15 protein-coding genes are annotated in these 14,783 nt (G+C 65.1%); 10 read left to right on the forward strand and 5 right to left on the reverse strand.

What is annotated here, in order from left to right:
• Window positions 1–49: 49 nt before the first annotated feature.
• On the forward strand, window positions 50–727 hold the full coding sequence (locus IV498_RS06515; RefSeq protein WP_269045753.1) for a DedA family protein: 678 nt from the start codon (window positions 50–52) through the stop codon (window positions 725–727).
• Between the two features lie 27 nt (window positions 728–754).
• Here IV498_RS06515 and IV498_RS06520 read toward each other — a convergent pair whose 3' ends face one another.
• On the reverse strand, window positions 755–970 hold the full coding sequence (locus tag IV498_RS06520) for a hypothetical protein (RefSeq protein WP_269045754.1): 216 nt from the start codon (window positions 968–970) through the stop codon (window positions 755–757).
• Between the two features lie 78 nt (window positions 971–1,048).
• Here IV498_RS06520 and IV498_RS06525 point away from each other — a divergent pair, with 78 nt between their 5' ends.
• A complete protein-coding gene (locus IV498_RS06525) occupies window positions 1,049–1,855 on the forward strand; it encodes a DUF1684 domain-containing protein (RefSeq protein ID WP_269045755.1) in 807 nt (268 codons plus the stop codon).
• A 72-nt stretch (window positions 1,856–1,927) separates the two neighbouring features.
• On the opposite strand, the gene IV498_RS06530 is transcribed toward IV498_RS06525, so the two are convergent.
• Both IV498_RS06530 and IV498_RS06535 read right to left on the reverse strand, forming a co-directional pair.
• The gene (locus IV498_RS06530; protein WP_269045756.1) at window positions 1,928–3,145 is read right to left on the reverse strand and encodes an acyl-CoA dehydrogenase family protein; all 1,218 of its coding nucleotides are present in this window, start codon (window positions 3,143–3,145) and stop codon (window positions 1,928–1,930) included.
• 65 nt (window positions 3,146–3,210) lie between these two features.
• Window positions 3,211–3,987, reverse strand: coding sequence for a 3-hydroxyacyl-CoA dehydrogenase (locus IV498_RS06535; protein ID WP_269045757.1), 777 nt, complete (start codon window positions 3,985–3,987; stop codon window positions 3,211–3,213).
• Between the two features lie 202 nt (window positions 3,988–4,189).
• Here IV498_RS06535 and IV498_RS06540 point away from each other — a divergent pair, with 202 nt between their 5' ends.
• From IV498_RS06540 to IV498_RS06560, 5 genes are all read left to right on the forward strand, one after another.
• Window positions 4,190–5,482, forward strand: a complete 1,293-nt coding sequence (locus IV498_RS06540) for a glycoside hydrolase family 76 protein (protein ID WP_269045758.1) — start codon at window positions 4,190–4,192, stop codon at window positions 5,480–5,482.
• A 151-nt stretch (window positions 5,483–5,633) separates the two neighbouring features.
• Window positions 5,634–6,683 (forward strand): iron ABC transporter substrate-binding protein, encoded by a 1,050-nt coding sequence (locus tag IV498_RS06545; protein WP_269045759.1) that lies wholly within the window; start codon window positions 5,634–5,636, stop codon window positions 6,681–6,683.
• A gap of 19 nt (window positions 6,684–6,702) precedes the next feature.
• Entirely contained in the window at window positions 6,703–8,283 is a 1,581-nt protein-coding gene (locus IV498_RS06550) for an ABC transporter permease (RefSeq protein WP_442951306.1), read from the forward strand.
• 62 nt (window positions 8,284–8,345) lie between these two features.
• Window positions 8,346–9,437, forward strand: a complete 1,092-nt coding sequence (locus IV498_RS06555; protein WP_269045785.1) for an ABC transporter ATP-binding protein — start codon at window positions 8,346–8,348, stop codon at window positions 9,435–9,437.
• Window positions 9,438–9,616: 179 nt separating this feature from the next.
• Complete coding sequence (locus IV498_RS06560; protein ID WP_269045760.1) at window positions 9,617–10,750, forward strand: glutathione-independent formaldehyde dehydrogenase; 1,134 nt, start codon at window positions 9,617–9,619, stop codon at window positions 10,748–10,750.
• Window positions 10,751–10,894: 144 nt separating this feature from the next.
• Here the strand turns inward: IV498_RS06560 and IV498_RS06565 are convergent, their stop codons facing one another.
• Together IV498_RS06565 and IV498_RS06570 are read right to left on the reverse strand one after the other, a co-directional pair.
• A complete protein-coding gene (locus tag IV498_RS06565; RefSeq protein ID WP_269045761.1) occupies window positions 10,895–11,485 on the reverse strand; it encodes a YdeI/OmpD-associated family protein in 591 nt (196 codons plus the stop codon).
• A 9-nt stretch (window positions 11,486–11,494) separates the two neighbouring features.
• Window positions 11,495–12,094 (reverse strand): GNAT family N-acetyltransferase, encoded by a 600-nt coding sequence (locus IV498_RS06570; protein WP_269045762.1) that lies wholly within the window; start codon window positions 12,092–12,094, stop codon window positions 11,495–11,497.
• Between the two features lie 154 nt (window positions 12,095–12,248).
• Between IV498_RS06570 and IV498_RS06575 the strand changes: the two genes are divergently transcribed.
• The 3 genes from IV498_RS06575 (at window position 12,249) to IV498_RS06585 (ending at window position 14,776) form a co-directional block, all read left to right on the forward strand.
• Entirely contained in the window at window positions 12,249–12,788 is a 540-nt protein-coding gene (locus tag IV498_RS06575) for an NUDIX hydrolase family protein (protein ID WP_269045763.1), read from the forward strand.
• Between the two features lie 72 nt (window positions 12,789–12,860).
• Complete coding sequence (locus tag IV498_RS06580) at window positions 12,861–13,832, forward strand: DUF6707 family protein (RefSeq protein WP_269045764.1); 972 nt, start codon at window positions 12,861–12,863, stop codon at window positions 13,830–13,832.
• 227 nt (window positions 13,833–14,059) lie between these two features.
• Window positions 14,060–14,776, forward strand: a complete 717-nt coding sequence (locus IV498_RS06585) for an SRPBCC family protein (protein WP_269045765.1) — start codon at window positions 14,060–14,062, stop codon at window positions 14,774–14,776.
• The last annotated feature ends 7 nt before the right edge of the window (window positions 14,777–14,783 follow it).

The raw sequence follows: 14,783 nt of genomic DNA on the forward strand, positions 1-14,783 counted from the left end.
GTAACAGCCACCTCTACCCCTGCACCTGTCCAACGACTAGATTAAGGTTGTGGACATCTTGAGCGTGGGCGCTTGGGCGCCGGCTCTCTATCCGCTCACTATGGTTGCCGTGGCACTCGATGCCGCACTGCCTCCGATCCCGTCCGAAATTATGGTGGTCACCTCGGGCGCCCTCTCGGCTACCAACAAGGTCATCCTGCCTCTGGCCCTGCTGATGGCGGCGGCCGGATCTGTCGCCGGCGACCTGTTGGTTTACACCATTTTCCGCCGGCGTTTGACCAATGTGCTGGACCGCTTCGGCTGGGGACGTACGGTTCACCGCGTCATCCGCAAAGCCGTGAACCGCGGTGGGAGGTCGTCCACGGCCGCCGCCATGGTGGCGGGCAGGTTCATTCCCGCCGGCCGGACCGCCACCATGGCCGCCGCCGGAATCGCAGCAATACCTGCCGTTCGGGTGCTGCGTGCCAGTGCCATCGGTTCCGTCCTGTGGGCCAGCTGGATGGTGGGCCTCGGATATGTCACTGGGCGGTCCACCCACTTCCCGTTCTGGGCGAACTCGCTGATAGGGGTCTGCCTGGGCGTCGGCTTTGGTGTCCTGATGGCGGCCGTGATTGGGATCCGACACCGCAGCGCGTCGCACCGTAATTCCGGTTCGACCGATTCCGGTTCTGGTTCCGGTTCCGGTTCTGATTCTGATTCTGGAACAGATCCCCAGCCGCGGGGCTGATCGGGCACCCTCGTTCCCTGCCCGCTCCTACAGCTGGTTCAGCGTGATCCACTTTCCGCGGCTGCGCCGAAGCACCCGCAAAGCTCCGGTTCTGGCGACCGCGCTGACGGCATGGTCCATGTTCGCGCCGGCGTCCAACGCCTGCCGATTTTCAACACTTGCCTGGCTGGACTGCACCGTGAAGCGGACCGTGATCCGCGGAACTCCGGCCACAATCGCCAGCGTGGCACGGAAAGAAGGCATGACTCCAAACTACCGCCCGCATGGCTCAGGGAAGCAGCCGGCTGGAATTTCCGGGGCGCTCTCCGGGTTGGTTCTGGCATGACGCAAACTTCCACCGCCCCCAACGCTGCTGCCCCTGCGAACTGGCTGCGCTTCCGCAGCAGCCGCGAGGCAGAGCTGACCGAGGAGCATGGCTGGCTGACCTTAACGTCGCTGCAGTGGCTGGGCACCGAGCCCGCGCCGCTGGACCTGCTGCCGGGATTGTGGCATGCCGCCGACGGCAAGGCGGTCCTGAATGCCGCCGCTGCCGACGGCCTGGTAGTGAAGGCGACGCAGCTGCCGGTGGATGGCACCCTGACAGCAAGCCTGGCGGATGAGGAATCTCTGCTGTGGGTCCAGTTCGGCAGCATCGTGGTGGAATTGGCCCGGCGCGGCGGCCATTACGCAGTCCGCACGCGGGACAGGCAATCGCCGGTACTGACTAATTTTGGCGGTGTCCCAACCTTTGCCTATCGCCCCGAGCTGGTGCTGACCGCGCGGTTCGAACGCTATGCCGAGCCCCGGCGAGTGGCCATCGGAACGGCGAACCCGCACGTGTCTGGCACCGCCGTCGTCGTCGGGGCTGTTGCCTTCGAGCTGAACGGAACCACGCATCGATTGGCCGCGGAGGCGGATGCGTCGGGGGCTCTGAGGCTGACCTTTTCCGACGCGAGCAACGGCCGCAGCACCGCCGGTTGGCGCAAAGTGGTCACTGCCATACCGGACCATGGCGGACAAGTGCGGGTGGATTTCAACCGTGCCGTCAATTATCCCAGCGCCTTTACCCCATTTGGCACCTGCCCCATGCCGGTGCCCGGGAACACTATTGGTGTGCCGCTCGAAGCCGGCGAAATGGCACCGCACTGAGGGGCAGGCGCTGATTCCGCCGCACAAAACGCGCCGCCGGGCCGGAGGGCGCTCAATGGGGCACGCGCTGATTCAGACGATGGCCGAGATGCCTGTCACGGCTCGACCCGTGATCAGCGTATTAATCTCGTGTGATCCTTCGTAGGTGTAAATCGCCTCGGCGTCGGCGAAAATCTTCGCCATCCGGTAGTCCGTGACAATGCCGTTGCCGCCCAGCAGCGAACGCCCCATCGACACCGACTCCCGCATCCGCGCAGTGGTGTACGCCTTTGCCAGCGCCACTTGCTCCATCTGCGCGCCGCACTGCGGCTGTCCGTCCGCGTTCTGGTGCTGCCCATCCTGCAACTGCGCGATCCGGACCATCATGGCCATCGATGCGGTGGCGTTGCCGAGCATCTGTACGAGCTGCTGCTGCACCAGCTGGAATCCGGCCAGCGGCCGGCCAAACTGCTGGCGCTCCACTGCATACGCGCGCGCCACGTCAAAGGCAGCCAGTTGTTGACCCACCGCCTGCCAGGCCACCATGATTCGGGAACCGCGCAGCAGGTGGTTCGTGTCTTGGAACGTATTGATTCCGGCGAAGCGGTCCCGCTCGTCAACGCGGACGTTTTCCAGCAGGATGTGGGCGTTCTGGACCGTCCGCAGTGCGATCTTGTTTTCAATCTTGGTCCGCGTCACGCCGGGCAACGTGGCGTCGAGGATGAAACCACGGATCTGACCGCTCTCGGAGTCCTTCGCCCACAGCAGCATGTAGTCGCAGAACGTACCATTGCCAATCCAGCGCTTGGAGCCATTCAGAACCCAGGAGTCGGCTCCGTCCTTCCCCGGCACCCTGCTAGCGGTGGTCGCCATGCCGCCCGCGACGTCGCTGCCGTGGGCGGGTTCGGTGAGAGCGAACGCCCCGGTGATCCGCAGGCTCATGGCATCGGCCAGCAGCCGGTCCTTTTGCTCCGTCGAGCCGAAGGAATGCAGGGATTGCACGAACAGGTCGTGGTGGACCAGGAAAAAAGTGGCCAGGGACGTGTCCACCCGGGTCATTTCCGCCACGACCAGGCCGGAGAACAGGTTGCTGTAGCCGCGTTGGGCCGGAGTGCTTAGCCCCAGGGCGGCCAATTTGGGCAGAATATGTGCCGGGAATTCCGCCGCGTTCCACCAGGCTTCCGCCGACGGGGCTACTTCGGCCGCAAGGAAGTCGCGCAATTCGGCAAGCTTGGCGCGCTCGGCCGCATTCAGCAGCGATTCAAAACCGAAAAAGTCGGCCGGGGGCAATACCCCATCAAGACTCGTCATCGAGTCCGCCTTTCATGGATAGCAAACGAAGTTGAGCGGCCGCTGCAGCACCGACGGCCCCAGGCTTATTTGGGCTGCATCCGGATGGCGCCGTCCAGCCGGATCGTCTCGCCATTGAGCATCGGGTTGGCCACGATATGCTCCACCAGCGCCGCGTACTCATCCGGCTTACCCAGCCTGGACGGATGCGGCACCTGAGCCCCCAACGAGTCCTGCGCCTCCTGCGGCAGCCCGGCCATCATCGGCGTCTCGAAGATTCCCGGTGCGATGGTCATGACCCGGATCAGTGACCGCGCCAGCTCGCGGGCCAGCGGGAGCGTCATGGCGGCGACGGCGCCCTTGGAGGCCGCATAGGCGGGCTGGCCAATCTGGCCGTCGAAGGCCGCGACGGAAGCGGTGTTGATGATGACGCCGCGCTCGGAGGTCCCGTAACTGCCTGCCAATGGTTCGGTTCCGACCATTGCCTGCGCCGCCAGCCGCAGTACGTTGAAGGTACCCACGAGGTTGACCTGGATCACCTTGCTGAACGAAGCCAGCGGCAGAACTCCGTTCCGCCCGAGCACCTTTCCCGGAGTCGCGATCCCCGCACAGTTGACCACGATCCGCAGCGGGCCCATCTCGGCCGCTGCATCCACCGCAGCCTGAACCTGGGCCTCATCGCCGACGTCGGCCGGGACAAAAACAACCCGATCGCCCAGTTCTTCGGCATAGCGGGCGCCGGCGGACTGCGGCAGATCAACCAGGACGACGGCGGCACCCGCGGCGTGCAGGCGCCTCGCCGTTGCGGCGCCCAGGCCGGACGCGCCCCCGGTGATCAGCGCCACCGCATCTGTTATTTCCATCTGTGCACCCCGTCTTCTCCGGATTTGTCGCCCAGCTGTTGATGCCCAGCGCGCGGTCGGGGCCCTAACCCCTCGCGGAGGCGGCATTCCAACCCGTCCCGGGGAGAATCGCAGCGGGTTCTTCAATTGTTAGTGAAGCCTAACTGAAATTGATCCAGGTAGTAAGCTGCCGGCGCCGCGGCGCACGGGTAGCGTTGCTTCCATGCGGACCGAGGCCAGCGAATGGACGGACCGGGCCCAGATCGCGGCCGAAGCTGTCCAAGGCCGCTTTGGGCACCGATTGATTGGGTTGCCCGGAACGTGGATCGCCTCCGTTCAGCACCCAGCACACGCTGCCCCGGCACCTTGGACCGAGTGGCACTACTGGTGGCAGGCGCACTATATGGACGCACTGGTGGACTGGGCCGGGCGGCGGCAGACAGAATACGGCGAAGGGCTCCTGATCCCGGGCAGCGGAGGCCGGCGCGACGTGGACGCTGCCAGAGCGTCGGCTTCGGTGAGGACGCGGTCCGCGGCGGAATCCGCCAAGCCGGCGCTTCCGGCTCCGCTCTTGCTGGCGGGACGCCTGCTGCGCACCATCCGGATCCGTAACTATCTGCGCTTAACCAACAGTTACTACGACGACATGGCGTGGTTGGCGCTGGCGGCCGGCCGTGCCACCTCATTGGCCCGGGGCATCACGGGCAGCGATCTGCCCGGCGCCCGGCGTGCCATCCACACCCTTGGCGGGCGCCTGGTCCGGGGCCATACGCAGGATCTGGGCGGCGGGACCTTCTGGTCCACCGCACGCGACTTCAAAAACACGCCAGCCACGGCGCCGTCGGCCCTGTTTTTTGTCCGCAGCGGCGAGCGGGAGCGTGCCCTGCGCCTCGCTGACTGGCTGCGGCGGCTCCTCTACGATCCAGAACAGGGGTTGTATATGGACGGCGTTCATCCGCATCCCGACGGCCCCGTCGTCGAACGGACGATATACAGCTACAACCAGGGACCCATCCTTGCAGCGCTGCTGGAACTGGGCGGCGAACGCCATCTGTCGCAGGCGGCGGAACTTATTGACGCCGTCGCCCTCCGACTCACCGAGCCGTCCAGGCGCGACGACGGCCATTCGAGCGGCGGAGCTGCGCCCTCAACCAGCCGTCCTCTGCGGCTGCACGGCGGCGGCGACGGCGGGCTGTTCACCGGGATTCTGGTGCGCCACCTCGTCACTGCGGCATGTTGGCCCGGGCTGCCGGCGGACGCCAGAACGAAGGCCACCGCTCTGGTCCTGGACACGGCGGAGAGCCTGCGGACCGGCCGCGGGGGCAGCCCCCACCCAGTTTTCAGCTCCAGCATTTCCTGCCCTGCCGGGCAGGACTATCCGGATGGAGCCGCCCTTCAACTTTCTCCCCAGCTGCAGGCATGGACGATTTTCGAGGCGGCGTATCGGCTCACGAGCGCGTCCCTGGAGAATCCAGAGGGACGCCGTCGACCGGGTCCGCCATCCAGAAACAATTAAGTTACGTAAACGTTGCTTAATTCGAGTGATCCTCGTCACTCGCGGCCTTTTTGGCTTGGTAACTTAGGTATGGCTAACCTACAGTCGACTCAGGAAGCCGGCGAAAGTCCGCCGGGACCGAAGTTTTCAACCGCCAAGGAAAGGCCCCTCCGTGAAGTTCAGTTTCAAGGCATCCAAGCCTGCGGCGGCCGTTGCCGCGGCCACGGCCGCCCTCCTGGTGCTCTCTGCCTGTGGCAGCGGCGCTGCCGACGGCCCGGGCTCCTCGGCAAACGGGGATGGCATTACGGTCTACAACGCCCAGCATGAGGAACTGACGAAGGCTTGGGCGGACGCGTTCACGAAAGACACGGGCATCAAGGTCACGCTGCGCAGTGGGGACGATTCTGAATTGAGCAACCAGCTCATCCAGGAAGGTGAGAACTCGCCCGCGGATGTTTTCCTCACCGAGAACTCCCCCGCCATGACGCAGGTCGCGAACGCGGGTCTCTTTGCCGATATTGACGCCGCAACGGTGGCGCAGGTTCCGGCGCAGTACAGGCCCTCGACGAACAAGTGGACGGGCATTGCTGCCCGCAGCACCGTGTTCGCCTACAACAAGACGAAACTGAAAACGGACCAGCTGCCGAAGTCGATCATGGATTTGGCCGACGACAGCTGGAAGGGCCGCTGGGCCGCCTCCCCCTCCGGGGCGGATTTTCAGGCCATCATTTCCGCCATGCTGGAACTCAAGGGCGAGGACGCCACCTTGGCCTGGCTGCAGGCCATGAAGGACAACGTCAAGACCTATAAGGGCAACAGCACGGCCATGAAGGCAGTAAACGCCGGGCAGGTTGATGGCGCCATCATCTACCACTATTACTACTTCGGCGATCAGGCCAAGACGGCCGAAAACAGTAACAATGTGGCGTTGGAATACTTCAAGAACCAGGATCCGGGCGCTTTCGTGAGTCTGTCCGGCGGTGGAGTGCTGGCCTCCAGCAAGCACCAGCAGCAGGCACAGCAGTTCCTGAAATTCATCACCGGCACCGCCGGTCAGAAGATCCTGCAGACCGGGTCGTCCTTCGAATACCCGGTGGCCAGCAAGGTTGCAGCCAATCCTAAACTGGTGCCGCTAAAGGATCTGCAGGCACCTCAGATCGATCCGGCCAAACTGAACTCGCAGAAGGTCACGGAACTGATGATCAAGGCGGGACTACTCTAAAACAGTGGCACCAGCAAACATCACCGCCACCGCGGCGAATACCCGGGCGGCCGGTAGACCAGCGGGGGGCAGGGGCAAACGCCCGCGCCCTCCGCTGGTCGTCGTCGTGCTTTCGGTCCTGATCGCGCTCTTTGCCCTGATCCCGCTGGGGTACGTGGTGGACATGACCGTCAGCGCGGGCTGGGACGATATCTCCCGACTCATTTTCCGCCCGCGGGTGGGTGAACTGCTGGGTAATACCGTCGCGCTGGTGCTGATCACCGTGCCGCTGTGCCTGATCCTGGGGGTGGGGGGCGCGTGGCTGGTGGAGCGGACCAGCCTGGCCGGGCATAAGGCATGGTCCATCCTGCTCGCCGCGCCGCTGGCCATTCCGGCGTTCGTGAACAGTTATGCCTGGGTCAGTGCCATCCCCTCGCTGCACGGCGTTTTTTCCGGTGTCCTGATTTCCACACTTTCGTATTTCCCGCTTGTGTACATCCCGGTCGCGGCGACCCTGAGCCGGCTCGATCCCTCGCTGGAACAGTCCGGGGCTTCGCTGGGCCTCGGCGCCTGGCGGGTCTTTTTCCGTGTGGTCCTGCCGCAGCTGCGGCTGGCCATGGCCGGCGGTGCCCTGCTGGTCTCCCTGCATCTGCTGGCCGAGTACGGGGCTTTCGCCATGGTCCGCTTCGACACCTTCACCACCGCCATTTACGAGCAGTTCCAGTCCACCTTCAATGGCACCGCCGCCAACATGCTGGCCAGTGTCTTGGTCTTCTGCTGCCTGCTGCTGCTGCTGGCAGAGACCAGAGCCCGCGGGAGGGCCCGATACGAACGCCTCGGCTCCGGTGTCCAGTCCGCCCCCACCCGGCTAAAGCTGCGGCTTTACCATCTGCCGGCCCAGCTGGGACTGCTGGCACTGACGCTGCTGGCCTTCGGCCTGCCGCTGTTCTTCGTCTGCCGCTGGCTGATCGCCGGCGGACCCTCGATCTGGGTTCGCTCCGAGCTGCTGCCCTCCCTGCTGCAGACCCTGGGTTACGGGCTGGCGGGGGCTGCGGTGACCACCGTGCTGGCGTTTCCTTTGGCGTTGCTGGCCGTGCGCTACCCGGGCTGGCCCAGCCGGGCCCTTGAAAGCGTCAACTACATATCCAGCTCCATGCCCGGCATCGTGGTGGCGCTGGCCTTCGTCACCATCACCGTGCACTCGCTGCCGGCGATCTACCAAAGCGCCGCCGTCGTCGTCGCCGCCTATGTGCTGCTGTTCATGCCGCGTTCGCTGGTGAACCTGCGCGCCGGGCTGGCGCAGGCACCGCGCGAGCTCGACGAAGCGGCGCAGGCACTGGGTAAACCGCCGTTCGTGGCGTTCCTGAAAGTGACTCTGCGGCTGAGCGCGCCCGCGGCGGCCGGGGGTGCGGCGCTGGTGTTCCTGGGCATCGTGAACGAACTGACCGCCACGCTGCTGCTCTCCCCCAATGGCACGCACACCCTGGCCACCGAATTCTGGGCTTTGAGCAGTGAGATCGACTACGCCGGCGCCGCACCCTACGCGCTGCTGATGATCCTGCTCTCCGCGCCGATGACCTACCTCCTTTTCGCCCAATCCAAGAAAGCAGCCGGACAGTGAGCCAACCGCGCGAAACCCGGCCCCGCCCGGAATACGCCGCACCGCAGCGGGTTTCCGCGTCCATCGCGGCCAGCACCGACAATCATCTGGAGGTGGACGGTGCCACCAAGTCCTTTGGCGGAACGCAGGTCCTCAAGGGAGTCAACCTGGCCGTTGCTAAGGGCGGCACGACGGCGATCGTGGGACCGTCGGGCTCCGGCAAGACGACGCTGCTGCGCCTGATCGCCGGCTTCGAGGCCCCCGATGCGGGCAGCATCTCCCTCAACGGCCAACTCGTGGCCGGCGGCGGTACCTGGACCCCGGCGCACCGGCGGCAGGTCGGATACGTCGCGCAGGACGGCGCGCTCTTTCCGCACCTGAGCGTCGGTCAAAACGTGGCCTTCGGCCTGGGCAGGCATGGCCGCGCGGCCTCCGCACGGGTGGCGGAACTGCTGGAAATGGTTTCGATGGATCCGGCCTATGCCAAGCGCCGGCCCAACCAGCTCTCCGGCGGCCAGCAACAGCGCGTGGCCCTGGCCAGGGCACTGGCCCGCGAGCCGGAACTGATGCTCCTCGATGAGCCCTTCAGCGCCCTCGATGCCGGGCTGCGGACCGCAACCCGCCGCGCGGTCGCCAAAACACTCACCGCCGCCGGCGTCACCACCATCCTGGTCACCCACGACCAGGCGGAAGCACTGTCCTTCGCGGACCAGGTGGCCGTCATGCGCGACGGCCGACTGGCCCAAATCGGAAACCCCTTCGTGGTCTACACCCGGCCCGCCGATCAGGCCACCGCCGAGTTCCTCGGCGACGCAGTGATCCTCGAGGCCTGGATGGAAGGCACCCTGGCCACCTGCTCACTCGGCGGTATACCAGTCCGCCGGCCCCCGGCACAGGGCCGGGTCCGGCTGATGCTGCGGCCCGAGCAGATCCGCATCGCCGAGGACGGCCCCATCCGCGGCGTCGTGGTGGACACCGACTACTTCGGTCCGGAAACCACCGTGCGGATCCAACTGGCCCCACTAACCCCGGACCCCCGCCGACCGCCCGATCCGCACCAGCCCAAAGGCGGAGAAATCATCAGCATCCGGCACTGGAACGCCATGCTCGCCCGACCAGGCAACGAGCTAAGCCTGCGCGTCGTCGGCGAAGGCGTGGCATTCCCCTTCGCCTAAGCCGGCTTCGGCTGCGCGGGCACCGGGGTATACATCACCCGAGGCAGCGCGGTATCGTGAAAATCATCAGGCTGCTTACTAAGCAAGTGAAGCCATAGCCACCGTGCCGCTGCGGGGCTCGTGAATGGCGGTTACGGACCGCCCGCTCCCCGCCCGCCAGGTGAAAAGAAGGAGAAGTCATGAAAGCAGTAGTCTTCAAGGCGCCCTACAAGCTCTCCGTCGAAAACGTCGACGATCCTAAGATTGAACAACCGCTCGACGCCGTCATCCGCATTACCACCGCCAATATCTGCGGCTCCGATCTTCACCCCTACGAAGGGCGCGCCGAACTGGATGCCGGCATGGTGCTCGGCCACGAGAATATGGGCATTGTCGAGGAAGTCGGATCCGCCGTCAACCGGATCAGCGTCGGCGACCGGGTTTCCGTACCATTCAACCTTGCCTGCGGTACCTGCCGGAATTGCAACAACGGTTTGACCTCCGCCTGCCTGCGCGCCAATCCGTCGGGCCAGCCGGGGGCCGGTTACGGCTATCCCAATATGGGTCCCTACTGGGGCGGCCAGGCGGAGTATCTGCGGGTTCCATGGGCCGATTTCAATCTCCTGAAGCTCCCCAAGGGCAAGGAGCATGAATCAGACTTCACTATGCTCTCTGACATTTTTCCCACCGGTTACCACGGCACGGAAGCCGCGATGGTGGCACCTGGTAAATCGGTAGCCGTCTTTGGCGCCGGACCCGTCGGGCTCATGGCTGCGTACAGTGCCATCCTGCGGGGCGCCTCGCAGGTCTTTGTCGTGGACAAGGAACCGGACAGGCTGGCGCTGGCCGAAAAAATCGGAGCGACGCCCATAAATTTTGCTGACACCAGCGCCACCGAGGCCATCATGGCGGCGACGGATGGTTTTGGCGCCGATTGCGGCGTGGAGGCCGTCGGTTACCAGGCACACGACCATACCGGGGAGGAGCATCCCGAAATGGTCCTCGATGCCCTGGTGGACGTGGTCCGCGCCACCGGACACATCGGCGTCGTCGGCGTTTACATGCCGGAGGACCCCGGTGCCTCCAATGAGCTGGCCAAGCAGGGACGCGTTGCCTTCAACTATGGAAAGGCCTTCACCAAGGGCATCAGCATTGCGGGCGGCCAGTGTCCGGTCAAGAAATACAACCGGGAGCTGCGCGACCTCATCATTCGGGGGAAGGCCAAGCCGTCCTGGATCGTTTCCCATGAGTTGTCCCTGGATGAAGCGGTCGATGCGTATGACAAGTTCGACAAGCGGGTCGATGGCTATACAAAGGTATTGCTGCACCCCTGACCTGACCCTGACATCGCCGCCTTCCCGCCAGACCCCAACAGTTTCGCTCGGGTTTGGCGGCTTCGGTGGGGTTCGGGAACGAATTAGCGGCTTCCGTGCGGTTTCGCGAACGTACCAGCGGCTTCCGTAGGGTTTCGCACCGCGTCAGGGTCGCCGTTTCTGCGGATGGGGCGTCTCCCCACGGGAAAGCATCGCCACGAAATCGGTGATCTTCGCGGCCCTGACACCCGCTGTCTTGACTGCATTCACCCGATAGATGAGGGCGTACCGATTGACCGAGGTGAGGACATTGAACATGGCCTGAGCTGCGGGGTCGGCCGCAATGGCCGTGGCCAGATCGGCGGGAACCTCGGCGGCGCCCTGACCGGAGTACGCGACTTCCCACCGGCCATCCGCCTGCGCTGCGGCGACGGCGGCCTTTCCGGCGGACTGCAAACGGCCCTCCTCCTCCAGCCGCGCGATATTATCGACGTTGTTTTTGGACCAGCGGCTCCGTGCGGTCCGCGGGGTGAACCGGGTGAGGTAACTGCCGCCGTCGCGCTTGCCGATCACGCCGTCGATCCAGCCGTAGCACAGCGCCTCGTCCAACGCGGCGGCATAGGTCAAAGCGGTGATGGTGCCGCCCTTTTTGTGCAGCACCAGCCGAACCCCCGGACTGCTCGCATAATTTTCGGCCAACCACCCGTTCCACGCGGTGGCGTCCGGCAACAAAAGTTCGGACAGCTCAATTCCCATGCCGATACCTTAGCGTTCCGGTTGTTCGGGCCATTGGGACGAGGAAAAAATGACGCTCAGACCAGAGCCATCGTCCCGGTCCAAGTCCGTCCGCCGGATCAGCCCGGCGGCGGCGGCGGTGCGCTGGGACGGCAAATTTCCGACCGTTGTCCGGGCGATGACCGGCGTATCGGGAAAGTGCAATCGGGCCGACCCAACAGCATGCCGGGCGGCCTCCGCGGCGAAACCACTGCCCCAGGCGGACGGGGCAAGCCGGTAATACAGATTCAGTATGTCGCGCTCCAGCCACCTCCCGCGCCGCAGACCCGCAAAGCCTGCCGTGACCGCGCACGCCGGGTCCGGCTCAACCAAACCGCCGCCGCGCCCGTTCTCGTCCAACACTTCCAGCGTCCAGTAGCCAAAACCGTATCGCTGCCAGTGCCGGATCCATCCCTGCAGGCGACTCCGGCTCGCTTCCCTGTCCAGATCAGGGCCGAAAGGGTTGTGAATGTTGGTGGCCGGATCGGCGTGGATCGCGTACACCGCCGCCAGATCCGACTCCACTGGCCGGCGCAGCCGCAGGTGCTCAGTCCGGGCCGTTTCGAAACTGTCGGCAAGGCTGGTGGTCATGGAACCGAGACTACCAATGGGGCGTGCCCGCGCGGAAGGTGAGGCGCGTGGCCTCGCGGGAAGGATGCCTCCCTGGTGGCCGGAATTCGCCGCACACCGGACGGCCCACCGGCCGGATACCGGAGAAGCGCCCGCCATCCGGTAGAACAGAGGTATGAGCGTTCGCACCCCAGACCCTTATCCCGGCTGGCTTTCGGAAGATGATCTTTACGAGGCCCGACACCGGCTCCCCATGGTTTACGTGGAAGCCGTGCCCGTCCGGCTGGACCCGTTGGGTTATGTCAACGAAGTGGGTCTGCTGCTGCAGGCGGATGACGACGGCGCCATGGTACGCACGCTGGTCTCCGGCCGGGTTCTCTATCGGGAAACGGTGCGGGCGGCGCTGCTGCGCCATCTGGAAAAGGACCTCGGTCCAATGGCACTGCCGCAGATGCCGCTGAGCCCCGTCCCCTTCACGGTGGCTGAGTACTTTCCGGCGCCGTCGCACACCGGCTTCACTGACGAACGGCAGCATGCAGTTGCCCTAGCCTACGTCGTTGCCGTTGCGGGCGAATGCAGCCCGCGGCAGGATGCCCTGGAGCTGACCTGGATGACACCGCGCGAGGCGCTCAGCCCCGGTGTTCAAAGTGAATTCACCGGCGGCAAGGGCGAACTGGTCCGGCAAGCGATGGCCTTTGCCGGAATCAGCGCGTAGGGCCGGCTCCCTGCCCGGCCGGCATCTTTTCTATACTGGAACAACAATGTATAACGAGCTGAGGTCCCGGACATGACTGACACTGCCGCGGACGAGAACAAGACACGCAAGAACGTCCAAGACGACACGGGGGCCGGACTCAGTTCCGACAACCCAAAGCCAGGCGGCAGCCCGAAGCCGGACAGAGCAGTCCGCTTCCAAAAGGTACCTGTGGAACGGGTAGCCCCGGGCTCCACAGTTAAGACACCGCAAGGTGCCGCCGTCGAAATCCTGTCGATCCGCTGGGAAAGCGATGACTATGGCAACGACGCCGTCGCCATCCTTGGATACGGCAAGGATCAGCAGATCCGGATTGCGGCGGGCGCCGGAGTCCACCTCTCCGGCCGGTCCGTGCCGCAGAGCCAACCCTCGACTCCCCCGCTGCCGCTCATTCCTGCGGAGGCTGGCACCGCCGAGGCTGTGGTGGCCCGAACCGCTGCGGCCCACGGCGGTCACGAAACCATCCAGCGGCTGGCCGCCCGACTGGCCAAGGGACTGAACCTCAAATCCGGGGCAAACCTGCAGGACGTCCGGGATCTGGCACAGGTCCTCTTTGTGGAGCTCAGCGATGAGGCCAATGCCGTGACCGTCAGTGAGCTCATTACCGGCCTGCCCTTCGACGGGAATCCCGGCCGCTGGACGCCCGTGGAACAATGTCTGGCTCTAACCCACTACATGGCCCGTCTGCACGGGAATACCGCCGAGGCGGAGCGGCTGGCCGGTCTTCTCCGTGCGCCGGACCGGGCGGAGACGGATCCCTTCCGGGCCAAGATCTCCGCCGTCGTCCGGCAACGCAGCCTGAATGAGCCGAACCTTTACGACAAGGAAATCAGCCGCACCGCTGCCGCCGGTGACCGGCGGACGGAGCTGGAATGGCGCGCGCTCCGGCTGAACACACTGCTGCATCTCCTGGCGCACGGCGGCTCCGAAACCTTCGACGACGCCGAGCTGGAGCGCAGGATCAGCAACGAACTTACCGAGATCCGGGCCAACCACCCCGGATGAGCCCCGCTCCCAACTGACTAACAGCAGATGCACTCAAAAGCCGTTTTGAGTGCATCTGCTGTCACTCAGTTGGGGGGTGCGCGGGAAGGGGAGTGCGCGGGAAGGGGAGTGCGGGAAGGGGAGGCGCGGGCGAAGGGGAGGTGCGGGGTAGGTGCGCGCGGTCGGGACGGGGTGGGGGTAACGGCAAAGTCTGGACCCTCCACGGTTCACCGGAGTAGATTCGGGCTATGGACAAGAACCAGCTGTCAGTCCACATCAATGCCGATGCGGAACAGGTCTGGAGGATGCTCCGCGAGCCGGCGAAACTGGCGCAATGGCACGGCTGGGAGATGGATGGTCTCGCCGACGAAATCCAGGAAATTTATTACCGCTCCGTCCGGGAGGGCCCCGACCACCTGAGCCTGGATCTGGACATGGGAGACATTTTCCGGCTTGAACCCGTACCGGACGGGACTGTCCTGACCATGAAGCGGGGCAAGGCCACCGGGGAGTGGGAAAAGTACGACGACGACATCACCGAGGGTTGGTCGATGTTCATGCAGCAGCTGCGCTTTGCTTTGGAGCGCCACCCGCACGGCACCCGGCGGACGGTGTACGCGGATGGCAACGCTCCGTCGTCGGCCTCGCTTTGGCAAAAGCTGGGCATCGACACCGGCTGGCTGCCCGAGCCGGGCGAGGAATATGCACTGCGGCTCTCCACCGGACATGACCTCGGCGGCAGGGTCTGGTACCGCGGTCCCACCCAGCTGGGTCTGACAGTGCGAGGCTACGCCGAGCACGGAGACGGCCTGCTGATCCTGGCCGAGCAGGCACCCCTGGAGGGGATCCGCCCGCATAAGGGTGCACAGGTGATTGCGTCGACGTACGACCTTGGTGCGGCGGCGTATCAAGAAGTCGCGGAACACTGGGAAACATTTATGGAGCGGCACTACCCCGAGGGGTAGTACCGCT

Source organism: Paenarthrobacter sp. Z7-10, assembly GCF_026932795.1.
GTDB lineage: Bacteria > Actinomycetota > Actinomycetes > Actinomycetales > Micrococcaceae > Arthrobacter_M.